Consider the following 24,227-nt stretch of genomic DNA (forward strand, 5'->3'; position numbering starts at 1 on the left):
TACTCTCCCAGTATTTTTCTATCCTTACATTTGTATATTTAGTTCTTTCAAGGTAAATATTGATTCACTTTCTTTTATATTGTATAAATAACTCTTATTTACATGCATTCCATTATTACGATAGATTCTAATTGTTTTTAAGGGATAAATACTAGATATAAAGAAATCTTTAGCCGGATTATCACCAACATACACCATTTCATTAAAGCAAATATCATATTTCCTTACTAAAAGTTCGAATGCTCTAGGATGGGGCTTCCAATAGTCCCTACCTATTTCGTCTGTCACTATAATTTCATCAAAGTAAGCATCAGCACTTATAGCACTCAACTTTTTACGTTGTCCACTTGCATATCCATCCGTAATAATACCTGTTTTAATCCCATGAGACTTCAACATATTTAAACATGGCACAACATCCTCAAAAAAATCTATGTCTGGAAAATGATTGCGGTACTCCTCAACAAGCTTCTTAACATCTGATTCTGAGTATGATATATCCATGTTATCTAGCAATCTATTAAAAACATTTTTAGAACTTTCATTAAAGAGTTTTATTAATAAATCGTAAACTTCGCTTTGTTTTTTTAAATACTTATCACTTATTATCTGAGATATATGCTGATACCCACTTCTAACATAATCCATCTCAGAAATTAAGGTGTCATCTAAATCAAAAACTACCGCTTTAATCATGATTAATCTCCATATTTTTGTTCAGTATAATACTTTGATCAAACCTTAAGAACGTGATATTTTCCTTGTAATTATCTTTAAAGTCGAGTTCCTCACCCATTAACAAACGAAACAAATACTCACAAGAATCCGCACCACTCTGTATGCTCATTGGAGCTCCACCTCCAAAACGAGGATTAACTTCTATATATTCAATCCCATTTTTGGTTTTCATTAATTGGACAGTAATATGTCCAATAGGTTTAAGTACTTCCATTAGTTTAATAACGTCATTAATAATTTGCTTATCTTTTACAATTCTCCCCTTTGCAATTTCTCCACCTCTTGTCGCTATTCTCAAACGAGGGACTACAGAGATCACATTACTTTCAAAGTCTAAAAAGACATCAACTGTATATTCCTCTCCCTCCATATAATCCTGAACCATAGGAGAGTCAATTAATTCCTTATAAATAGATAATTCTTTTTTGTTATTCACTTTGAAAGTATTAACACTAGAACTCCCTGATTTAGGCTTTATAAACAATGGGAAAGTTAGACTTTCATCTTCTAATTCGTCAGCACTATACATTTTAGGAACGCCAAATCTGTTATCTTCCATAAACTTCTGAGTACTAATTTTGTCTCTACAAATACTAATAACGCTATGGTTAGAGATTAGTACTCTCGCATCCGTATTTTCCTCAATGTAACTTTTATTTTCAGCAAGTAACAGCAAATCCGTATCAATAGTTGGAACGACCAAGGAAATATACTCATCTTTACAAGTTTTAATAATAGACTCAATGTATTCAGGATGATCAATACGGGGGACTTTTACAGTTTTGTCTGCAAAATAAAGAGCTGGAGCTGTATCTGAACAATCAGCAGCCACTACATTACTCTTTACATCTAGTTTCTTTGCAGCGTTTTGAAAACACTGCACTAGCTCGACTCTTCTACCTGCACTAAGCATTAAAATATTAATTTCATTCATCTTTATCCTCACCCTTATTTCCCTCGAAGTACTCCATCGTAGCAGCAGTCTCCGAGTTAATCCCTTCTCTAACAAAAACTTTCTTCACGGTAGAAAAAATAATCTTCCAATCAAACAAAAAACTCACATGATCTACATAATAAACATCCAAATTAAACTTCTCTTCCCAACTAATAGCATTCCGGCCACTAATTTGAGCCAAACCAGACAAGCCTGGGCGAACCTCATGGCGTCTTTTTTGATGGTCATTATATAAAGATAAATACTGAATCAATAAAGGTCTTGGTCCTACAAATGACATATCACCTTTCAGGATGTTAAAAAGCTCTGGCAATTCATCCGCAGAAGATGATCTTAAGAACTTCCCAAACTTCGTAAGCCGTACATCATCTGGAAGAAGTTCACCATTGTCATCCTTTTCATCTGTCATAGTTCTAAATTTGTACATCTTAAACACATTTTCATTTAATCCTGGTCGCTCTTGTTTGAACAAAATCGGACTTCCGAGTTTCCATCTGACCAATACAGCCACCACTAGAAAGACGACACTTAATAATAAAATAGCTATTAAGGACAATACAAAATCCATGGGTCTTTTAACAAAACGGTTATAAACAGTGCCTCTCATTATGCATTCCACAATCCTTTAATAATAGAAATAACTCGTTTCAAATCTTCATCAGCCATCTTCGTATCAGAAGGTAAACAAACCCCATTCTCAAACAACCGCTCAGCAACACCAGCCCCTACAAAATCATACTCCTCAAAGAAAGGCTGCATATGCATCGGCTTCCATACCGGTCTCGACTCAATATTCTCTTCCTCAAGCGCATCCATCACATCAACAGGTCGAACATTCCCAGTTAACGTCATCGCACTCAACCAAAAGTTAGGCTCATCCCAATCATTCACCGGCATAAAGTTAACACCTTCAAGATCACCAAGCTCTTTTTTATAAGTCTCGAAGATGTACCTCTTCTTCTCCACACGCTCATCCAATACTTTCAACTGACCTCGACCTACACCGGCAACAACGTTACTCATACGATAGTTAAACCCAAGCTCACTATGTTGATAATGCCTAGCCTTGTCACGAGATTGTGTCGCCCAAAAGCGTGCTTTTTGAACTCGTTCCTCATTGTTTGAAACAAGCATACCCCCACCTGAAGTAGTGATAATTTTATTTCCATTGAAAGAGTAGATTCCGTAGTCACCGAATGTGCCGGTCTGTTGACCTTTATAGTAACCACCAAGGGATTCAGCTGCATCTTCAATAACTGTAACGTTATATCGATTACAGATGTCCATGATACGATCCATATCAGCAGATAACCCGTACAAGTGAACCACAATAACCGCTTTAACTTCCGGGTATTTCTGAAATGCCTCTTCTAACGCATCAGGACAAATATTCCACGTTTCTTCATTACTATCAATAAATACAGGCGTTGCATTTTGATAGATAATTGGATTCGCTGTTGCTGAGAATGTGAGGGATGGGCAAAAGACGATGTCTCCCTCCCCTACTCCAGCTGCTTTAAGCGCAAGATGAATCGCTGCTGTACCTGAAGAAAGTGCTGCTGCGGCTTTTGATCCTACTTTTCCAGCTAATTCTTCTTCAAATTTATTAACGTTCTCACCTAGTGGAGCGATCCAGTTTGTGTCGAACGCTTCTTGTACAAATTGTCTTTCATAACCTTCATCACTCATATGTGGAGATGAAAGGAAAATCCGCTCTGGCATAGTTGATGTCTTCCTTCCCTTATATGTAGATTGAACGAGTTTCTTCTATATAATATGTATTTAATTAAAACGTAAATAAATCTTCTATTTAGGCTACTTACAAGGCTTCCTTGAAAAAGAAAGCCTTATAAGCACCCTTGTTATTTTACTGCCATTAAGGACTCAGGTACTTCACCTTTTGCAATAGAGAGCACTCGACCACGTAGCCGATCAGCGTCTAAGTCTGGATAATCGAGTATACAGTCATGAATCTGTCGAATGTCTAAGTCAACAGATTTCCCCACATAAATCTTAGGCCATACCTGCTCATCATGAACCTCATCATCCCCAAGAAGCTCCTCATACATCTTCTCCCCAGGACGCATCCCCGTATACTCAATTCCAATCTCCTCAACTTCAAACCCAGATAACTTAATCAGGTTCTCAGCCAGATCAGTAATCTTAACAGGCTCCCCCATATCAAGCACAAAGATCTCTCCACCCTGCGCAAGGGACCCAGCCTGAATCACTAGACGAGATGCTTCCGGAATCGTCATAAAGTAACGAATCATATCCGGGTGCGTAACCGTAACCGGTCCACCCTGTGCAATTTGCCTCTTAAATAGAGGAATTACACTACCGCGGGATCCGAGTACGTTACCAAAGCGAACCGCAACAAAACGGGTATTACTTCGCTTATCCATATCCTGAACAATCATCTCAGCCATACGCTTCGAAGCGCCCATTACGCTCGTTGGGTTTACGGCTTTGTCGGTTGAGACCATGACAAAGGTACCGATTCCATGTGCATCAGATGCTTCTGCAACGTTCTTTGTTCCAATGACGTTGTTCTTCACTGCTTCTTCAGGGTTACGCTCCATTAATGGAACATGTTTATGAGCAGCAGCATGGTAGACAACGTCCGGTTGGTGTTTCGCCATGACGTCCATCATTTTTTCTTTATGTTGGACATCCGCAATTTCAGTAACAATTTCAAATCTATCTTTATACAGGTTACGTAATTCCATTTCAATTGTATAAATACTGTTTTCACCGTGACCTAGTAAAACGATTCGTTTCGGTTCGAACTTACATACTTGGCGGCAAATTTCAGATCCGATTGAGCCACCTGCACCAGTGACAAGAATCGTGCGGTTGGTGAGCGTATCAGAAACGCTTTCCATTTCGAGTTCGACTGGTTCACGACCGAGTAAATCTTCAATGGATACGTCACGCACTTGGTTGACTGAGATGTTACCCATAATAAGGTCTTCAATCATCGGCAAGATCTGCACGTTTTTCACAACACTTTGGGCTTCAGTTACGATTTCTTTAATGCGTGCTTTATCTACGGATGGCATTGCGATCACAATATGGTTCACTTGTTCGTACTCCGCCACAGTAGAAAGCTTATCAAGTGTTCCGAACACAGGTAGACCGGTAACTTTTAGACGGCTCATTGTAGAGTCATCATCGACGAAGCCAACTACTTTAACGTTAGCCGCCTCGTTCTCCTGCATTTGGCGGGCAAGCATGCGTCCAGCAGATCCGGCTCCGATAATGAGTGTCCTCGTTTGTCCTTCGACAACAGGAACGGACGGTTCTTTGGACTCTTTTAGTTTAGAGAGTGAAAAGTGAAAGCCGTATGTTTTATAGTACTTCCAGGCGAATCGGACACCACCGATTAAGATAATATGTAGCATCCAAGTGACAACAAGAGCTCGTTCATATGTATTCTGGAAAACTAGGAGCTGTATAAAGGCTGTACTTAAAATGGAGAGGGTGACAACTCCTCCAATTCCAACTAGCTCTGGTACACTGGCATAGCGCCATACCCTTCTGTATAAACCAAAGATGGCAGAAAATACATGGTGGGTAATGAGTAAACTGACGGACGCAAGAATCATCTCTGTATCGAATACGTTTGTATAAGGATTAAGGAAAAAGTGCGACATAAAGATGGAGAAGGATACGATAGCGGAATCAATGGCTATTAGTAGAAGTAATCGTTTACCAAACGTCATTCAACAACACCTCTTCTCTCCTTACGCTTGTTCTTAGATGGCTTTGACATGAAACCATTTGTACTGAGTAACTGACTCACGTACTGACCTCCTCTCGTTAATATGACGGTTTATTCGAAATAAGTACACGTTTACGGGCTGCTCACTGATGTATCATGTCCATAAACCTGCATTTATGGCAAAACATTGTAGTGGTGTAAGTTCTATACAAAGATGAACATGAAAAAGTACGGGAAAGTGTTCATTCCCGCTCATGTTATTTAGCAAGTTCCTTCGATGCTATCATAGATTCGGCCTACTTTGTAAGGGTCTTCTTACATAGGAATAGATCTATCAAAACGAGCCAAAGGTGCTACACCCGTTTTGATAGGATAAAAGATATGGCGATTCCCACTATTTCAAAGCCGAGACACCATCATAATATTCAAAGGATTAACGCTTATTAAAAATCCCCAAAAACTTCTTCTGCTTAATCCGACTAGGAACGTCCATAAAAGCAACTTGCCCTTCTAACAGAAGTTCAGCGTTATCCATAAACTGATAACTCATATCTTGTCCAAACTCTTTATCGATCGCATCATACGCCTTACTCATAAGAAAAGCACGGTTCGTCGTATTATGTGCATCAGAAGCAACAAAGTGTGTTAGATTCGCTTCAATCATATCAAAGGTGAAATTCGCTATCTTCTTACCGAATTTTCCAGCCACACTTGCAGCGGTCACTTGCGTGTACGCCCCGTTCTTCACAAATCGGTATAACTGATCCGGATGTTGGATTAGTTCACGGTTTCGTTCTGGATGAACGATCACCGGCTTATATCCAGCTACTTGTAAATCAAATAACAATTGACTTGTGTATCGTGGAACTTGGTCCGACGGAAGTTCCACAAAGACATATCCGCTTGTCTCATTTAACGGAAGCAAGCGACCTTTTGTAATATCATCTACCATATCACCATGAATTCTCGTTTCTTGTCCCGGGATAATCGTAATCGGCAGATCACGTTCTTGTAGTTCTTTATTTAAATCTTTTACAGCCTGAAGAATTTCTTCTCTCGTATTCTCATAAGCCCCATTTTGGTCATGGGGAGTGGCTACTATTGTTCGAATTCCATCTTTGTAAGCTGCTCGAGCCATTGCGATACTATCTTCCATCGTTTGGGCGCCATCGTCCAAACCAGGTAAGATATGACTATGGATATCGATCAAAAGTCTCACCCTTCCTCTACACCACCTATACTATGTACCTAGCACAGATGGTTATAATTGATGCGTTTACTAATTATACCAAGGGCTTATCCTTTTGAAAACAGAGAACATTGTCGAAAATTCTTCCATTTTGCAAAATGGTCTAAATTTCCTATTAAATTTTCAAAATAAACACCTCTATTGTAAGAGGCGATTATTTATGTTAGCTATTTTTCACCATAATAATAGTAATATTGGCTCTCCTTCACGCTCTTGCCATTCAGAACAACTCCTAGTAACTTCGCATGTGCGTTATCGAGAAGTTCCTTAGCTTTCTGAGAGGCTTCTTGCTGTGTGTGTTTACTACGAACCACGAGCAACACACCGTCTACAGCGTTAGCAAGAATTTGCGAGTCCGTTACGGCCAGAACAGGAGGGGTATCAAAGATAACTATGTCATACGTCTCTTTGGCTTCCTCTATCAACCTACTCATCGCATCAGAACCAAGAAGCTCAGCCGGATTAGGTGGAATCGGACCACAAGGCATGATACTTAAGTTCTCTACTTCCGTCTCAGAAACAACCCCAGATAGTTTATTCTGTCCAACCAGGTAGCTACTGAGTCCTACCAGATTACCTACGCGGAACGTATAGTGCATCGTTGGTTTACGTAAGTCCCCGTCAATCAGAAGGACTTTCTTTCCTTGCTGAGCAAATACGGTCGCGACGTTTGAGGCAGTCATGGACTTCCCTTCAGAAGGACCAGAGGATGTAACAAGCATCGTACGAATCTCTTGATCGACTGATGCGAATTGGAGATTGGTACGGATGGTTCGATATTGCTCTGAAATCGGTGATTTAGGATTTAGATTGGTTATGAGGGTTCTTGCGGCTTTTTGCAATACTTGTCTTTTCTTACGCGCCAATGGAATCACTCCTTGAATTCGTTCTGTTCCGCGCTCTTGATGAATGAGGATTCGATACGTCTTCAGGCTTCACCTGTGAGATGACACCAAGGACAGGAAGGCCAAGTGTTTTCTCAATATCTTGTTCATCCTTAATCGTGTTATCCAGGTACTCTAGTAAGAAGGCCAGTCCAACACCAATCATCGCTCCAAGAACAAATGCGATTGCGATATTCAGCATAGGATTTGGTTTAACCGGGGACGGATTTATAACTTCTTCCGCTTCTGAGAGAATTTGAACGTTATCAACATTCATAATGTCAGGAACCTTATCCTGGAACACTTTGACTACCGTATTGGCAATCATCACTGCGTTCTCATGAGATGGGTCTGTTACGGTTACCGTTACAACCTGTGAGTCCTGACCGTTTGATAGCTGAAATTTCTGAGCTAATTGATCTGTGCTAAGATCAAGGTTCATGTCATCAATCACTTCATCTAATATGATTGGACTCTTAATAATGTCTCGATATGTATTGATCATTTCAACATTTAATCGAATATCATTTACGTTATACGTACTGTTTGAAGCTGCTTTCTCCTCTTGATTGACTAAAAACTGCGTACTAGATTGATAAATTGGTGTTAAGAAGAAGAAGCTAATTACTCCGCTGATCACAGTTGCCATCACAATGATCGAAAGAATGAGTAAGATTCGTTTCTTCAACACCTCAAAGATTTCCTTAATAGAAATCGTTTCTTCCATTCGTATTACCCCCTGATATTGTATCTACTTCTTTACACATGGACATATTATAGCATAATCCTACTTTTTTTAATGTAATGTTTAAAGGATCTTTACATAATTTTGTCGATAAAATGAAGAAAGGCCGGGCCCCATGGAACTATAGAGGCACAGCCTTTCTCATAATTTAAATCTTTAGTCCTATGTCTACTTCTTTGCTAGTCAATCGCTACGCGGTGAGGTAGTCTAACAAAGCTTGAGAGTTTCGTAACTTCTCCTTAGCAAGCCTGCCCCAGTTCTTGACGGCGTTCAAGGTCGTGTTCTCCCTATCTGCGATTTCTTGTAACGTTTGCTCGCACAGAATAAAGCCATCGAACCATTTGAGCTGGTTATCCGTTAAGGCACGGCTGATTTCTTGATATACATAAGGATCGATGAGATTAAACGATAGTTGGTCATAATACACAGCTTCTTCTTCCAAAAGAAGAGCACACTGCTCATCTTTCTCTGCGAGTCGGTTGTCCTTACGCATCTTAGAGATGAGTCGATTGCGTACGATAAAATACACATAGGACGATAACTTCCCTTTGTCCTCTTGAAACGATTGGACCGCTTCCCACAGCGCCAGAACCCCTTCCTGATAAAACTCCCCGTAAGGATCCCGAATGCGTAGTTTATGAATGATGTGATGGATCATCGGTGTGAACTGGTCCATCATTCCCTCAAATTCTAAATCTTCTCTAACCACTCTTTCCTCGTTTCCAAAAAGCGCGCTTTTTCCATGTATTCCGCCGGTAAGAGAATCATATAACGAGATGAATATTCCATCACTTCGACATACGTTGCGTTCATTCGCCCAAACGTTACGTTTCCCACCCTGAAACGTCAAAAGTGGACACGGGTTCTTCCTGTTACCCTATAAATTCATTGATTTTGTATATTAAATGTAATTTTTATGGGTATTTTGACATTTACAGTTGAAATATTTGGAATTATATAACTATAATATAGGTAATGTTGAGGTGAGTGCTCTATTCCCCATGATGAAAGGCCTTCAGAATCTCTCTAGTAATTGACCTCTGGCGAACACAGATGTGAGTGACCAATGAATGACGGGAGGAGGATCGGTGTTGCTTTTTATAAGACACCGTGTAATGAGTAGGCTTATAGAAAATAAATGTTGGGGGAACGGAATATATGAATAAAGATAACGGGATTCTTACACTGGAGAATGACATCGTCACTCCATCGACAATGGTGCTTGCGCCTCATCATCATGAATGGTATCAAGCCAGAATTTTGGATCGCTATGCTGGAGAAATCTATTCTAAGGAAAGACCGTCTAAGATTATTGAAACGTCTTGTCTGCACTGGATGACGTCACCTGAGGGGATTCGGAGGGCGATGAAGTTTCAGTTGGATTATCACAAGAAAGCACCACTTGCAATCCAACCCGAGTTGAACATCTTCGCCTTTCCGACCATGTCACCTGAGCAATTCGGATGCATTTGGATCTTTCCTTGGCACGTATGGAAAAAGGGCGGAGACAAGCATGGTTCGTACATCATCTTCTTGAACGGGGATCGTATGGACTTTCCTGTTTCCTATTATGTATTAAACAAACAATACCAGCGTACGTGTGAGGCTTTCTTTAAATACAAGAAATTTGTAGCCGAGCAGTAGCGACGTACTAAAAGCATCATCTCCGCTTCATCCCCCTTCCTCTGAGCCAGAAAGCCCGATGCTTTCTGTGTTTCCGTTCTATTTAAAAAGGTGCTCGCCAGATTCGCGAGCACCTTCCTTATTCGTGATTAGCCAAAGGACCACTTATAGCCTTTTACTCATCACCCTTATTTCACATCAAAACGATCCGCGTCCATTACTTTCACCCATGCATCTACAAAGTCACGCACAAACTTTTCTTGGTTGTCGGCTTGCGCATACACTTCCGCATAGGAGCGAAGAATGGAGTTGGAGCCGAAGACAAGATCGACACGTGACGCTGTACGAAGAAGTTCGCCGCTCTTGCGGTCGCGACCTTCGTATTCGTTGTAATCAACCGGCTCCCACTTAATACCCATGTCTAATAGGTTCACGAAAAAGTCGCTAGAAAGTGTTCCGACGTTGTCTGTGAATACCCCATGCTTTTTATTCCTATAGTTAGCACCAAGCACGCGCATACCACCGACGAGGACCGTCATCTCAGGCGCGGTCAGGCCGAGTAACTGAGATTTGTCGACGAGAATCTCTTCAGGGCTGAGCGTATATTCTGCCTTCTCGTAGTTTCGGAATCCGTCGGCCATCGGCTCAAGAAATTCGAAGCTTTCTTCGTCTGTCATTTCCTGCGTGGCGTCTCCGCGGCCCTGGGTGAATGGAACCTTCACTTCAACCCCTGCCTTATTTGCAGCTTTTTCAATCCCCGCTGAACCACCAAGCACGATCAAATCAGCAAGGCTCACGTTTTTATGAAAGTTCGTTTGGATCTTTTCATAGACAGAGAGAACCTTCTCAAGCTGTTCCGGCTCGTTCACTTCCCAGTTGCGCTGCGGAGATAGACGGATGCGTCCACCGTTCGCTCCACCACGTTTGTCAGACTGGCGATACGTGCTCGCTGCAGCCCAGGCGGTTTTGACGAGTTCACTCACCGTCAGTTCAGAGGCGAGGATTTGAGCTTTCAAGTCTTCAATCTCGGAATCTGTCAGCTTATAATTAACGTCTGGAATAGGGTCCTGCCAGACAAAATCTTCTTTCGGTACTTCTGGTCCTAGATAACGAGATTTCGGTCCCATGTCACGGTGAAGCAGCTTGAACCAAGCTTTCGAAAACGCGTCGGCAAACTCTTCTGGGCGCTGGTGGAAGCGACGAGAGATCTCTTCGTACACCGGATCTTCGCGCAGCGCTAAGTCCGCTGTCATCATCATAGGCTCTTCTTTTCTAGAAGGATCTTCAGGATCCGGTACCATGTGCTCTTCTTTCATATCTACCGCTTTCCATTGGTAAGCGCCAGCCGGGCTCTTCGTTAGCTCCCACTCGTAGCCAAATAAAAGATCGAAGTAGCTCATGTCCCATTTCGTTGGTGTCGGCGTCCACGCTCCGTGAATCCCACTTGTGATTGCATCCCGACCCTTGCCGCTTCCGTGCGTACTGTTCCAACCAAAACCTTGGTCTTCCATGTCCGCAGCTTCCGGTGAGGCACCGACATGAGCGACTGGATCCCCTGCACCGTGGGCCTTACCGAATGTGTGACCACCAGCTGTTAGGGCAACGGTTTCCTCATCGTTCATGCCCATACGGCCAAACGTTTCCCTGATGTCTTTGGCACTCGCAAGGGGATCAGGGTTGCCGTCTGGACCTTCAGGGTTTACATATATCAGGCCCATCTGCACAGCAGCAAGGGGTTGCTCAAGCTCGCGTCCTTCTTCATAACGGTCATTGCCCAGCCACTCCGTTTCACTTCCCCAGTAAATGTCGTGTTCTGGGTGCCAAACGTCTTCGCGACCTCCGCCGAATCCGACCGTCTCAAGACCCATGTCTTCTAGCGCAACGTTACCAGCCAGGACAAGTAAATCTGCCCAGGATAGTTTATTGCCGTACTTTTGTTTAACGGGCCAAAGCAGGCGACGTGCCTTGTCCAAGTTGCCATTATCCGGCCAGCTGTTCAATGGAGCGAAGCGCTGCTGACCTGTAGAGCCACCACCACGGCCGTCAGCGGTACGGTATGTACCAGCCGCGTGCCAGGACATGCGAATGAAAAGCGGGCCATAGTGTCCATAATCAGCAGGCCACCAATCCTGACTGTCCTTCATCACTTCTTTCAAATCTTCTTTCACCGCATTGAAATCAAGTTTCTGGAACGCTTCTCGGTAGTCGAAGTCTTCTCCCATAGGGTTCGGCTTGCTGTCGTGCTGATGAAGAATGTCCAAGTTCAGCTGATTCGGCCACCAATCTTTGTTCTTCGTACCCACTTTAACCGGAGTAATTGCACTCGTTTCCTCCTGCTTAACCTGTCCATTTCCCGTAACCGGGCACCCTTCTGCCTGGCTGTGTTGCATTTCATTCTTGTCCATAATTGATGCTCCTTTCTATTTGTGAAAAAATTAAATATGTTCTTAGATTATAATTATAATAAATAACTTCGCAGATTAAAAGTTAGAACTAGTAAAATTCAGTACTTTTTTGAAAGATAACATTCAGATAAACAAAACGAGTTATATCATCGTACTTGTGAGGCTTTTTTAAATACAACAATCCGTACTCGAGCAGGAGTGACATACTGCTGTCGTCACCCTCACCCTGCCCCAATGTTCTAGGGGGTCACTTCTTCCTGGCTTTCATTCTATTAAATGAGCATAATAAAAGACGTTCGCTAGATGCGAACGTCTTTTATATGAAACTTAATGATCTTGTAATTGTATCTTTTTTGCAGAATGAATATACCCTCTAATAACCGTATATTAAAGTGATGCTTGATTAATCCTGAATTTGAACTTGTACAATCTGAGCGTTTACAATATCTTCTTCTGAGAAGACTAGCGGAATTTGAAGTGCGTGAAATTCATTCACTTCCTCATCATAATCCAGCTTGACTAGCTTTTCCTGTCCATCCAAGTCCATGCTTAAGTATAAGTTTTCTACACCTTTTAACTCTTCTAGCGAGGAAGCGTCGATTTTTAAAGCTTGCGCAATTCCCGCTACATTTTTAACAACCGGATTGTGATCTTTTACCGTTACACTCATGTTGAATCCCCCTTAACGTTATGTTTCTTCTTTCTATTATGAAAGAAAATACTTCCGTCTTCAATACTTCACTTAGCCTTTCACAAGGACTTTCGATTTCTTGATCTTAGCTAATTCTACTGTTGTTATTTGAAGGTTCAAGAAGCTGTTTGTTTCTTTATCGTAAGTAAGTTCTATGTTTTGGCCATCAGCTTCTAAAGAAACTTTAGATTTTTTTGTAGCACCTTTTAGCTCTTTCACTTTAACCTCTACACCAGTAACGCCAGGCAATATTTCTTCAGCATTACCCTTCACCTCTGAAAATGTATAGGTTTTGACTTCCGAGGAGCTATCTTTGGAATCTTCTTTAGCGTCATTAGATTTCTCATCTTCTTTACCCTTACTTTGATCGTTAGAATTTGAAGAACTGGACACGGAAGTATCATTTTCAGAATCTTCATCAGTGCTAGAAGAATCTGAGCCTTGATCCGATTCAGAAGATTCTACGTCGTTTTCTTTAGATGTGGACGAACCCTGATCATCCTTATTCTCTACAGACCCTTCCTCTCCTTCTGATTGATCCTCATCAGAAGATTCATTGTCCAGATCTTGTTGATCTTCCTTATTCTCACCTTCATTAGTGCTATCTTTTTGGGTATCTTGTTCTGTATCTTTTTCAGTACCTACCTTGGTACTTTCTCCAGCTTCGCCAGCTTCTTCTGCTTCTTCACTACTATCAGAGCTGCATCCCGCTACAATAATCGTTAATGTTAACAGCATCGGGGTTAAGAACTTCCTTAGCAATGCTAACTCCTCCTACTTCTTAAATATTCTTTACATGCTAAATTCTAGTATAACATGTGGGAGATTTATGTAATAGTAGATTTCCAATTATTATAAAGAAGGACGCCTTACCGCATACTAAATTTCAATTATTTGGGTAATCGAACTCTATTTAATCTAGGTTTGTTCCCATACATTAATAAAATTAGTTTAATATAGAAATAGTTCCACTAAAAGGTTGTGTTTTGAGTGAATTTTAACTATTCTTATAAAGTTGACTATAAGTCTAAATAACCAGAGAGGAGAAGTAAAAACCAATCAAACATAAAATAGGAGTGTTGAAAACTTGTTCAAAAAATCTTTGCAAGGACTTTTCGCAAGTCTACTTATCTTACTAACTATTGTTACAGTATCCACAAATACAAACGCAGCATCTAATACAATACCATTGAATTCTAATCTCCAAGATGGAGTAAGTGATTACGACGATGTTCACTATAATGTATGGTCATCCGAACACCCTTTTGAATTGGTAAATGGGAAAAAGTCAGCGAATGGTATTGGGTTTGAACCTCATAGATACTCTGAATTAGAAGAGAGTATGTACGCTAAATACTACATAAAAGAGCATGACTTCACTACATTTGAGGCTACCATTTCACTAGAGAAGTCATGGACTACAGGAGATAACGGAATTACAGAAGCTGTCATCTATGCTGATAATGAGAAGATCTACTCCAAGACATTTACGAACACATCAGGGGTGGAAACAGTCAAGATACCTGTTCCTAAAGGCACAGAGTACATCACTCTATATGCTGTACAGGATGCAGGAAACCAAGGGAATCATGGCCTCATTTATGATAACCCAAGACTTACTTCGTCACTAGCCCCAACAGAAAAAAAGGATCAATTAAGCTTAGCTACGATCGGTACTGCTTCATCGTCTGATTATGACGATTCTTCCTATGGTAGTTGGTCTAAATTTAATTTACCATTTCAGCTAAGTGACGGCAGTCTTACACGCCGCGGTTATGGTTTTGAACCACATAGATATAGTGAAAACGAAAGCAGAATGTATAGAAGCTTTTATATAAAAGACTATTCTTATACTACTCTTGAGACGACCATCTCCATTGATAAGAAATGGACAAAAGGGGATCGTGGTAAAACGCAAGCTATCATTTATGCTGATGACACGGAAATTTATAGCGCACAGTTTAAAAACACTACATCAGCTAAAGATGTAAAAGTACAAATTCCAAAAGATACAACTTATCTTTATCTTTATGTCGTACAACAGAGCGGGGAACATAACCATGGTTTGTTTTTCGAGAACCCTGTACTGACAAATGAACTACCTCTTATGTCTGTTGGAGACTTTAAAGCATTATCATCAATAGGATATTCCAACACGTACGATTACGAAGACGTTCATAAAGGGAACTGGAGGTATAACCGACCTTTTGAGATAGACGGAGAACTGATCTCACGCGGGTATGGATTTGAGCCTGATAGGTACGGTGAACCCAGCAATATGTATGCTGAATTTTACATAGGAGATTACACATACTCAAAATTAAGAACAAAAATTAGTCTTGATTCTAAATACCTCACTGGTGACCTTGGGACTACGAACGCTTCAATCCTTGCTGATGGTCAAGTTATTTACAGCGAAGACTTCACAAATGACAGAACTGTAGATAACGTAGAAGTAACGATCCCGCCAGGAACCAAAAACATAACTTTGAAGGCTAGTATGACCGGTGGTGACGGAAATAACGCAGGAGAAGACAATCACGCTATTATTTTCGCCTCCCCTATCTTAACGAACAGCAATCCAGAGGAAGATATCCGTGAATACAAGCAATGGGAAACCAAAACAGATGTAGACGTTGTTAAAGATTGGAACGTAGAGTTTAATGTTCCAATGGATATTGACACAATCATTGAGAAGAACGTTTACATTGTAAACGAAGATAATAAGATCGTTCCTATGCTTTACATTATCGACCGTAAAGACAATGCTACAAAACTAACGGTTTCACCTGTTAATGAATATAAGAGAGGCCAGAAGTATACGCTTTGGATGAAAGATATCAAAGGTACCAATGGTGTTGTTCTAGGTGAAAATGTGAAAATGGACTTTTTGATTGAGAAATAAATAAATTAAAAGAGGCAACTGACACAGTTGCCTCTTTTTAGTGCTCATGTTTGTAGGTATATAGTCATAATTAACGCTTTCAACTCCTCTTCCATCAAATATTTGCATGGGAGATAATTAGACGCATACCCAAATCCTTCTTTCAATCTATATATAATTCAACCAAAATAATTAGATTAATATAGAAATAATTCCATTTAAAGGTTGCCATTTGATAGGATTTTAACTATTCTTATAGAAACGACTATAAGTCTTAATTCCTAGAAAGGGGGAGCACAAGCGTAAACCAACCATATAAAAGGAGTGTAGGAACCTTGTTTAAAAATTCTTTAAAAGGACTTTTCGTAAGTCTACTGATTTTATTAACTGTTGTGACACTATCTGGTAACACAAATGCAGCGTCTAATTCAGTTCTATTGAATTCCAGCCTCGAAAGTAAGGTTAGTGACTCTGACGACGTGTTCTATAATGGATGGTCGAATGAAGAACCGTTTGAGCTAGTAAACGGTAAGAGCTCAACCAATGGCATTGGCTTTGAACCTAGTACTTACTCAAATTCAGATGAGAGAATGTACGCTGAATACTACATACAAGAGCAAGACTTCACTACATTTGAAGCTACCATTTCACTGGATCAATCCATGACTACAGGAGATAACGGAGTTACTGAAGCTGTTATTTATGCTGATGATGAAAAAATTTATTCTAAGACATTCACGAACACTTCGGGAGTGGAGACTATAAAGCTTCCTGTCGCTAAAGGCACAAATTCTATTACTTTATATGCTATACAGGATGCCGGGACTCAAGGTAACCACGCGCTAATTTATGATAATGCAAGGCTTACTAACTCATTAGCTTCAACTGTTAAGAAAGATCAATTAAGCTTAGCTACCATCGGTATTGCTGAATCATCAGACAGCGACGATACTCACTATGGGGTATGGTACAATGCTCCGTTTCAGAAAAGTGATGGGAGTCTTCTAGCTCGTGGCTATGGTATTGAACCTAGTGCCTATAGTTCAAATAAAGATAGAATGTATAGTAGCTTTTATATCGAAGACTATTCGTACACGACTCTGGAGACAACAATCTCCATCGATAAGAAATGGTCACAAGGTGACTTAGGTAAAACCCAAGCTATTATTTATGCTGACAATAAGGAAATCTATAGCGCGCAGTTTAAAAACACAACTTCTTCTAAGGATGTAAAAGTACAAATTCCAAAGGATACAAATTATCTTTATTTTTATGTAGTGCAGGACGAAGGAGAACAGGGGAATCATGGTGTATTATTCGAAAACCCTTTACTTACAAATGAACTCCCCCTTATATCCATAGGAGATTATTTATCACTATCATCCATAGGATACTCAAAGACCAACGATCCGGATGACGTTCATTACGGAGATTGGTATTCTAGCCCTTTTGAAGTAGATGGTGAATTGATTTCAGATGGTTATGGCTTTGAACCTTCTACTTACGGTGAGCCTAGTAATATGTACGCTGATTTTTATATAAGCGATTATACGTATTCAAAATTAAGAACAAAAATCAGCCTAGATTCCAAATACCTCACCGGTGATCTTGGGACTACTACAGCTTCAATCCTTGCTGATGATCAAGTTATTTACAGTGAAGAATTCACAAATAACAAGACAGAGGATGATATAGAGGTAAGCATTCCACCAGGAACCAAATACTTACGTTTAAAAGCAAGTATGCCTGACAGAGGTCGGAGTGATGTAGGTGAAGATAATCACGCCATCATTTTCTCATCTCCTATCTTAACCAACAGCAACCCTGAGGAAGACATTCGTGAATACAAAGAATGGGGAAAGAAAACAGATGTAGACGTTGATAAAGATTGGAATGTAGAGTTTAATGTCCCTATGGATATAGAAACAATCATCGAGAAGAACGTGTACATCGTAAACGAAGATAACAAGATTGTTCCGATGCTTTACATCATTGACCGCAAAGACAATGCTACAAAACTAACGATCTCACCTGTGAATGAGTACAAAAGAGGCCAAAAATATACGCTTTGGATGAAAGATATAAAGGGCACTAATGGTATTGTGCTTGGTGAAAACGTGAAAATGGATTTTGTTATTGAAAAATAAATAAACCAAAAGAGGTAACTGAATTCAGTTACCTCTTTTTTCTTTCATATATAATAGTGAGAAAGTTTGTAAACAAAAATCACCCTTACTTTTGGAACGATGATTTTTAGCAGTTAAATTATTTAAACATATCAAAGAAATTAACAGTATATTGAAGAGTCTTATCATTTCCATTACGATCTTTCAATCCTTCTATCGTAACTTCATATAAGCCTTTATACTCCTTTACTTCCAGTGGATCAGGCCTGAATATAATACAATAACGTACCCCCATCAATCGACTGTTCACATTAAAATATTCTCCAGATACGTTACGCTCTTTCGCATCAAAATAATTATCCTTCTTATCAAGCGTCCATATTTCACCATCTGATAACCTCTTTAATCGAACTTCTACTTCATCCATACTTGGAAGTTGATAGTTATGGGGATTTAGAGACACTGACCAAGGTGCATCACTTTTAAAGAATTCATTTGGAAAATATCTATTACTGCTAGGCCAACCTATGAAGTCATACTCCACCTTATCCTCTCTGCTTTTATCAAAAACTTGCATGGTTGAATAAGTATAGTGGAAATTCTCATCAATATCATTGTTCATTGCGAATCCGAACGCAATATTTTTTAGCGGAGGATTTAATATCCACCGTCGATGACCAACGCTATCAATGTTGTTAGAATCCTCATCCATCATATAGCTATAAACTGAGCCTTCTAACGTTCCCATTTGAATCTCATCTTCCACTTCATATGCCCAATTATAGTTTTCATGCCTATAATATACATGCAAATTACTACGTGAGGTAGACCTATAACCAATATTAAAAAATTCTTCACTCATATCAGAGGGCTTTGGTGGGTGATGACTTAATAAACCATTCGCAGCTAATAAAACAGCACCATATTGTGCTTGTTGGTTTAGAGATTGATCGAGTTCTAAATCATCAGGTAAGCCAGACAGATACCTCATAAAATTAGTCATATTCAAACCATCTTCTAAAAATCCCTGCTTGATTCCGCCTAATTCGTATGGAAAAGATATGCTAGGATACGAAGAGAAGGGATTACCTTCAAATGTGGGCTTGTATAGATTCCACTTCGCCATGATCTCCTCTTTTGTATTGATCATTTCTGGACCTATCTTGATGGTAAAATCCATACGCACTTCTTCCTGTAACTGCTTATTTCTTACTGATGCAACTCCCTTGTTAATTATTAATGTATACGTCTCCCCACCTATATATCCTCCATTTGGTGCTTCAACAATAGCTCTTTTATCATCATTACTCACTGAAACGACAACATCAACCTCATCCTCAGTTGAATCCTTAACTCTTATATTATTAAAAGTCGATCTATCCATTTCTGTGTTGAATTGTATCGTCCAATTCTTATACGGGTTAACCTCAGTTACCGGCTTGACCCATATAAAGTTAGTAGATGCACTACTGTTACTTGAAACCAATAAAAAGAAAACTATAAACGTAAACATTGATACACCATACTTCATTATCTTCATAACCCGCTTACCTCCACCAATATATCTAATTTAATTGAATAGCTCTTCAAAGCTACATAATATATATCGGGTCGTAACCCTTAATTTCAAGCGTTGTTTTACTTTATTTTACAAACCATCCATATTGCAACATAACAAACGCAAAATGATCAATTTCAGTTAATACTTACTTTACTACAAAAAAGATACAAGAACTGATTTAAGACTTTCATCTTCTTACTAATTAAAAAAGTAATACTCAAACAAATAAACAAAATAAATACTTACAGTAAAAAAGCCTTGTAAAGACATTCTCCCTTCACAAGACTTTGCATTAAATCATTAATTTTTAGTTAACTCTAGAGTATAGGTTCTCAGAAATAGTAGGGCTACTGAATCCATCTTCATTTACTTTATTAATAACCTCTTCTAATCGACTGTATACGTGAGTTAGTGTCTTTAAATCTTCTTTATTAGATTCCGTCCAAATTTTATAAGCTTTAAGAAGAATTTCATCCCCACTGCTGGCCCAGTCAAATCCGAGTGCATATCCCACCTGATAGAAATCATCAGCATTCCCAGCATTTTTTAGTTCAATTATTTTTTCATTAAGAGCCCTAATTTCATTATTAAGTAAATCTTCAAGTCTATCTTCATTGTTAAAATCTAGAGTAGACATTCTTCTCGCGACTAGTTTTCTTCCACTATCTCCTAGATTTATATAACTTTTATATCTCTTATCAATTAAATATGTCTCCACTGAATCCACTTGATTTTCATCTGAATCATTTATCCCCCCATTTAAATTACTTTCTGAAAACTCCACCGGGTAGTTTTGGCATCCTTTTTTCAGTGCTTTTATCAAAAACATACATTCATAGTACTCTTCTGTCTTATTAGAAAAGCATTGCAAGCGTTCTTCTATAACTTTGATTTGTTCCATGTTAAGCTTTTTAGAATCATTTTTTAATGCTGTTAGCAACTGCGAGGTTGAGTCGCAAATGTCAACATAAGAAGTGGCTGTTATTGTCATATCCTCTGCAAAATTAACGTGCATGATTTCCTCTGTTGCTAAAGTTCCATTTAAGACGGGCAGTGTAATCAAGCTTTTCCCTCCTTTAATAGATTGTAATAAAAGAGCCAGCCTATAGGCTGGCTCTTCTTATTATAGTTTATTATAGTGAGCTCAGATTAAAAGTTATTAACGATTTGAGTGATAGAAGAATAATCTCCTACACCATCTTCATCTGCATCTGTTCTGTTGTTAAGAACATTCTCAGCAGCAACAAGTTGCTGTGAAGCAATAAGGACTCGTATTCTTCAATGTTAAGCTCATCTAATACTTCATCCATACCAGAGATAGTGTTAACAGATAAATCATTAACTGTAGCAATTCCCGCTTCATATTCTGAAACATCTAAAGTAAGTGCAGCTTTAACTTCTGCAGTACTATCGAATTCATCGTCACCCGCAAGGAACCATTCTGCTACTTCTAGACGTTGAGTTGATGTTAAATTGTTATAAGCATCAAGGTCTAGGTTAACAAGTAGTGGCTCTAGGTCACTTACAGTAGTAGCTGCATTGATTTGTGCAGTATCAAATAGGTTTTGAGCCAACTCAATGTCGTCTTGGTACCCTTCACTATCTGCACTAGTATCATATGCAGATGCATCTAATAGAGCCTGAGCTGCGTCAATTTCCGTTTGAGCTACACCTTCAGCAAGTACAGTTTCATCCGAGTCATTTGTAGTTGTTAATGCGTCGATTGCTGTTGTTGCTTCTTCAAGATTAATTGCGTTAAGCAGATCTTGTGCTTCAGCAATGGCTGCCTGGTATTCTTCACTATCTGTTTCAGTATCGTACGCAGATGCATCCAATAACTCTTGTGCTTCATCAATATCAGCTTGAGTTACACCTTCAGCAAGTACAGTTTCATCCGAGTCATTTGTAGTTGTTAATGCGTCGATTGCTGTTGTTGCTTCTTCAAGGTTAAGTGCGTCAAGCAAATCTTGTGCTGCTTCTAGATCGGCTTGGTAACCTGCTGCATCCGCTTCAGAATCATAGCTCGTAGAATCCAGTAGCTCTTGAGCTGCGTCAATATCTTCTTGTGTTACGCCTTCAGCAAGGATAGTTTCATCTTCATCATTTGTAGATGTTAATGAATCAATTGTAGCTGCAGCTTCTTCAATGTTTAACAATTCTTGTGCTTCATTAAGTTCGCTTTCATACGAAGCAACTTCTAAAGAATATTCAGATTCCAAGTTTTCAATCTGCTCTTGAACTGAGTCAATGTCTCCCTGAGTCACGCCCTCTACAAGGACAGTCGCGTCTTCATCATTTGTAGTAGTTAATGCATTTAAGCTAGTTTCAACACTATCTACTGCATTTACTCGGTTAACAACTGTTTGAATCTCTTCTACAGTTACAGAACCATCAATTTCTGTATCATACTGAGCAATTAGGTCAGCGTTAACATTTTCAAAGCCGTTATCATTTAATGAAGCCAATAGACGAACTTGACTTACAGTGTCAGCAGCTAACACATCATTTACAACTGCTACACTCTCTAGACGTTCTTGAAGTCCTTCAAGAATATTGTTTCCTTCTTCATCTACTAAATCAGAAGGGACAGTTGCGATAGCTTCACGAGCTTCTTGTAACTCTACGTCACTAGCTGGGTCCGCTTCAGCTTCTTCAACTGCAGTTACAGCAGTATCAACTACATCATTAACTGCACCATCAATTGCTTCTTGAATATCCTCTGCAGTAAGGTCTGCACCCACAATATTAGCATCATAAGTTTCAATGTATTCTTCACGAACGTTTGAGAATACTCCAGTTTCTTCACCAGCTTGAAGAGCAGCTAAAAGTTCAACTTGTGTATCTGCATCCTCAACATCGTTTACAGCGTTAACTGTATATACATCCATTTGGATTTCTTCTACAGTTTCTTCTGAACCGTCAATAGCAGTGCTATAGTCTGCAATTAGATCCGCATCAACGTTTGTGAAGAATCCTTGAAGAGCTGTATTTAGTTGTACTTGGTTAGAAGCAGATGTTACGTCTTCTACTACTGTAGAAAGAACTTCTTCGTTAGCAGTTACTTGAGCATCTACACGAGATTGAAGTTCAGCTTGTACTTCTTCATCAGCTACAAGAGCAATCGCTTCTTCTGCAGAGGTTTGAGCTTCTGTTGCTGTAGCTACATCAGCGAATGTCTCAATTGAAGTATCTTCGAAAGCTACTACCGCTTCAGTTGCATTTGTAACAGAAGCATCATAGCTTACAGTGAAGTCTTGAACTTCTGTTTCGTTACCTGCTTCGTCCATTGCTTTAACAGAGATTGTGTTTTCGCCCTCTGTAAGTTCAACAGTGTAAGTGCCATCTTCGTTCATTTCAACTTCTTCGTCACCGAACATAACTACTGGAGTTACTTCTTCGTCCATGTTGTCTGTTGCATCAACAGAGAATGTTAGAGAAGAACCAAATACAGTGGAGTCTGTTGTAAGACCGTCTACTGTTACAACTGGTGCTTCTGTATCAGGAGCTACATAAGCTTCAGAAAGTTCTACATCTGTGTACTCTTCACCATCGTAAGAGAATGTAACTGTAGTAGCACCGTCTAGAAGAGCTTCTTCAAGAGTTACTTCAGTAGTCTCACCGTTAGACCAAGTAACTTCTAGTGTAGTAGCGTCAAGTGCACTTACAGAGTCAACAGTGATTGCTTCAGCAACTTCTACTGTTACAACTTCTTCCGCAGATACGTTGCCTGCTGCATCTGTTGCTGTGTAGGTAACTGTGTATGTGCCAGCTACTGTAGTATCAATTTCTTCTACAGCATTGCCTTCAGAATCCGTGATAACAGAAGTTACTTCTACTTCCTCATCTACGTTATCCGTAACGGTTACTGTTGGTAGAGTTAATTCCTCTCCATTTTCAAGAGAAATAGTAGACTCACCATCTAGCGTAAGAACTGGCGCTTCTGTATCAGGTGCTTCTGCTACTTCCACAGTTATAACTAATGGCTCAGCTTGGTTACCAGCTTCGTCCGCAGCAGTATAAGTTACAGTATACTCCCCAGCCACAGTAGTATCGATAGATTCTACTGTCTCTCCGTCTTTTGTAATTTCAGTATTCACTTCAACGTCTTCGTCAACGTTATCTAAAGCAGAGATTTCAGGAACAGTAAATTCAGATCCATTTTCTACTTGGATAGTAGCTGTACCTTTGTATAAGAATTCTGGTGCTTCAGTATCCTCTTTAGGTACTCCAGGGATCGGGTAATCGCTAGAATCAACTAGTTTTGATTCATCAAGCATTAGTTCTGCTAGAATTTCGAACGTATCTTTATCTTCTGTAGTTACAACAGCTTTAGCTAGTGCTTCATAGCTTACAAATGTATCCTTATTAACGCCTACGGATACGATTGTGCCTTCTTGTAGTAGGTCGTATACGTCTCCACTACCTTTAACCATTTGTCTCGCAAGATTATCGTATGTTACAACCTCTACAGTGCCGTCTACTTCGATTGCTACATACTCTACAGTTACTTCTGCTGCATCAACTGTTGTTGCTGGTACTGCTGCTGCTACCGGTACTGCTACCGGTACTGCTACTGCTGCTGCCAAAGCCGCTGACGTCATAACTTTTAGTTGGCTCTTCTTCATGGTTAAAAATCCTCCTT

The 24,227-nt window shown here is 39.7% G+C and carries 18 protein-coding genes; 3 read left to right on the plus strand and 15 right to left on the minus strand.

What is annotated here, in order from left to right; translation table 11 throughout:
- Positions 1 to 24: 24 nt before the first annotated feature.
- The 9 genes from IMZ31_RS17230 to IMZ31_RS17270 all read right to left on the minus strand — a co-directional run bounded on the left by IMZ31_RS17230 (position 25) and on the right by IMZ31_RS17270 (position 9,004).
- Entirely contained in the window at positions 25 to 696 is a 672-nt protein-coding gene (locus IMZ31_RS17230) for an HAD family hydrolase (protein WP_207528482.1), read from the minus strand.
- The gene (locus IMZ31_RS17235; protein WP_207528483.1) at positions 689 to 1,672 is read right to left on the minus strand and encodes an ATP-grasp domain-containing protein; all 984 of its coding nucleotides are present in this window, start codon (positions 1,670 to 1,672) and stop codon (positions 689 to 691) included. The genes IMZ31_RS17230 and IMZ31_RS17235 overlap by 8 nt, the downstream gene beginning before the upstream one ends.
- Positions 1,665 to 2,300: a sugar transferase gene (locus IMZ31_RS17240; protein ID WP_207528484.1), complete on the minus strand. Its 636-nt coding sequence runs from the start codon at positions 2,298 to 2,300 to the stop codon at positions 1,665 to 1,667. The genes IMZ31_RS17235 and IMZ31_RS17240 overlap by 8 nt, the downstream gene beginning before the upstream one ends.
- The gene (locus IMZ31_RS17245) at positions 2,300 to 3,415 is read right to left on the minus strand and encodes a DegT/DnrJ/EryC1/StrS family aminotransferase (RefSeq protein WP_207528485.1); all 1,116 of its coding nucleotides are present in this window, start codon (positions 3,413 to 3,415) and stop codon (positions 2,300 to 2,302) included. Before IMZ31_RS17245 ends, IMZ31_RS17240 begins: the two co-directional genes overlap by 1 nt.
- 140 nt (positions 3,416 to 3,555) lie before the next feature.
- Entirely contained in the window at positions 3,556 to 5,418 is a 1,863-nt protein-coding gene (locus IMZ31_RS17250; RefSeq protein ID WP_207528486.1) for a polysaccharide biosynthesis protein, read from the minus strand.
- A gap of 432 nt (positions 5,419 to 5,850) precedes the next feature.
- Positions 5,851 to 6,627 (minus strand): tyrosine-protein phosphatase, encoded by a 777-nt coding sequence (locus IMZ31_RS17255; protein ID WP_207528487.1) that lies wholly within the window; start codon positions 6,625 to 6,627, stop codon positions 5,851 to 5,853.
- Positions 6,628 to 6,833: 206 nt separating this feature from the next.
- Complete coding sequence (locus tag IMZ31_RS17260; RefSeq protein WP_207528488.1) at positions 6,834 to 7,532, minus strand: CpsD/CapB family tyrosine-protein kinase; 699 nt, start codon at positions 7,530 to 7,532, stop codon at positions 6,834 to 6,836.
- Positions 7,522 to 8,277 carry a YveK family protein gene (locus IMZ31_RS17265; RefSeq protein WP_207528489.1) on the minus strand — a complete coding sequence of 252 codons (756 nt, stop codon included), beginning with the start codon at positions 8,275 to 8,277 and terminating at the stop codon, positions 7,522 to 7,524. The genes IMZ31_RS17260 and IMZ31_RS17265 overlap by 11 nt, the downstream gene beginning before the upstream one ends.
- A gap of 208 nt (positions 8,278 to 8,485) precedes the next feature.
- Entirely contained in the window at positions 8,486 to 9,004 is a 519-nt protein-coding gene (locus tag IMZ31_RS17270) for a sigma-70 family RNA polymerase sigma factor (RefSeq protein ID WP_207528490.1), read from the minus strand.
- 449 nt (positions 9,005 to 9,453) lie between these two features.
- Here IMZ31_RS17270 and IMZ31_RS17275 point away from each other — a divergent pair, with 449 nt between their 5' ends.
- Complete coding sequence (locus IMZ31_RS17275) at positions 9,454 to 9,939, plus strand: competence protein ComK (protein WP_207528491.1); 486 nt, start codon at positions 9,454 to 9,456, stop codon at positions 9,937 to 9,939.
- A gap of 167 nt (positions 9,940 to 10,106) precedes the next feature.
- Here the strand turns inward: IMZ31_RS17275 and katG are convergent, their stop codons facing one another.
- The 3 genes from katG to IMZ31_RS17290 form a co-directional block, all read right to left on the minus strand.
- Positions 10,107 to 12,323 (minus strand): catalase/peroxidase HPI, encoded by a 2,217-nt coding sequence (katG, locus tag IMZ31_RS17280; protein ID WP_207528492.1) that lies wholly within the window; start codon positions 12,321 to 12,323, stop codon positions 10,107 to 10,109.
- A gap of 403 nt (positions 12,324 to 12,726) precedes the next feature.
- The gene (locus tag IMZ31_RS17285; RefSeq protein ID WP_207528493.1) at positions 12,727 to 12,993 is read right to left on the minus strand and encodes a hypothetical protein; all 267 of its coding nucleotides are present in this window, start codon (positions 12,991 to 12,993) and stop codon (positions 12,727 to 12,729) included.
- A 72-nt stretch (positions 12,994 to 13,065) separates the two neighbouring features.
- Complete coding sequence (locus IMZ31_RS17290; protein WP_207528494.1) at positions 13,066 to 13,776, minus strand: hypothetical protein; 711 nt, start codon at positions 13,774 to 13,776, stop codon at positions 13,066 to 13,068.
- 325 nt (positions 13,777 to 14,101) lie between these two features.
- Between IMZ31_RS17290 and IMZ31_RS17295 the strand changes: the two genes are divergently transcribed.
- On the plus strand, positions 14,102 to 15,919 hold the full coding sequence (locus tag IMZ31_RS17295) for an NPCBM/NEW2 domain-containing protein (protein WP_207528495.1): 1,818 nt from the start codon (positions 14,102 to 14,104) through the stop codon (positions 15,917 to 15,919).
- Between the two features lie 314 nt (positions 15,920 to 16,233).
- Complete coding sequence (locus IMZ31_RS17300) at positions 16,234 to 18,045, plus strand: NPCBM/NEW2 domain-containing protein (RefSeq protein WP_207528496.1); 1,812 nt, start codon at positions 16,234 to 16,236, stop codon at positions 18,043 to 18,045.
- A 118-nt stretch (positions 18,046 to 18,163) separates the two neighbouring features.
- On the opposite strand, the gene IMZ31_RS17305 is transcribed toward IMZ31_RS17300, so the two are convergent.
- The 3 genes from IMZ31_RS17305 to IMZ31_RS17315 all read right to left on the minus strand — a co-directional run bounded on the left by IMZ31_RS17305 (position 18,164) and on the right by IMZ31_RS17315 (position 24,210).
- A complete protein-coding gene (locus IMZ31_RS17305; protein ID WP_207528497.1) occupies positions 18,164 to 19,564 on the minus strand; it encodes a CAP domain-containing protein in 1,401 nt (466 codons plus the stop codon).
- Between the two features lie 328 nt (positions 19,565 to 19,892).
- On the minus strand, positions 19,893 to 20,648 hold the full coding sequence (locus IMZ31_RS17310) for a hypothetical protein (RefSeq protein ID WP_207528498.1): 756 nt from the start codon (positions 20,646 to 20,648) through the stop codon (positions 19,893 to 19,895).
- Positions 20,649 to 20,775: 127 nt separating this feature from the next.
- On the minus strand, positions 20,776 to 24,210 hold the full coding sequence (locus IMZ31_RS17315; protein ID WP_207528499.1) for an immunoglobulin-like domain-containing protein: 3,435 nt from the start codon (positions 24,208 to 24,210) through the stop codon (positions 20,776 to 20,778).
- Positions 24,211 to 24,227: the final 17 nt, after the last annotated feature.

This window comes from Pontibacillus sp. ALD_SL1 (genome assembly GCF_017355605.1).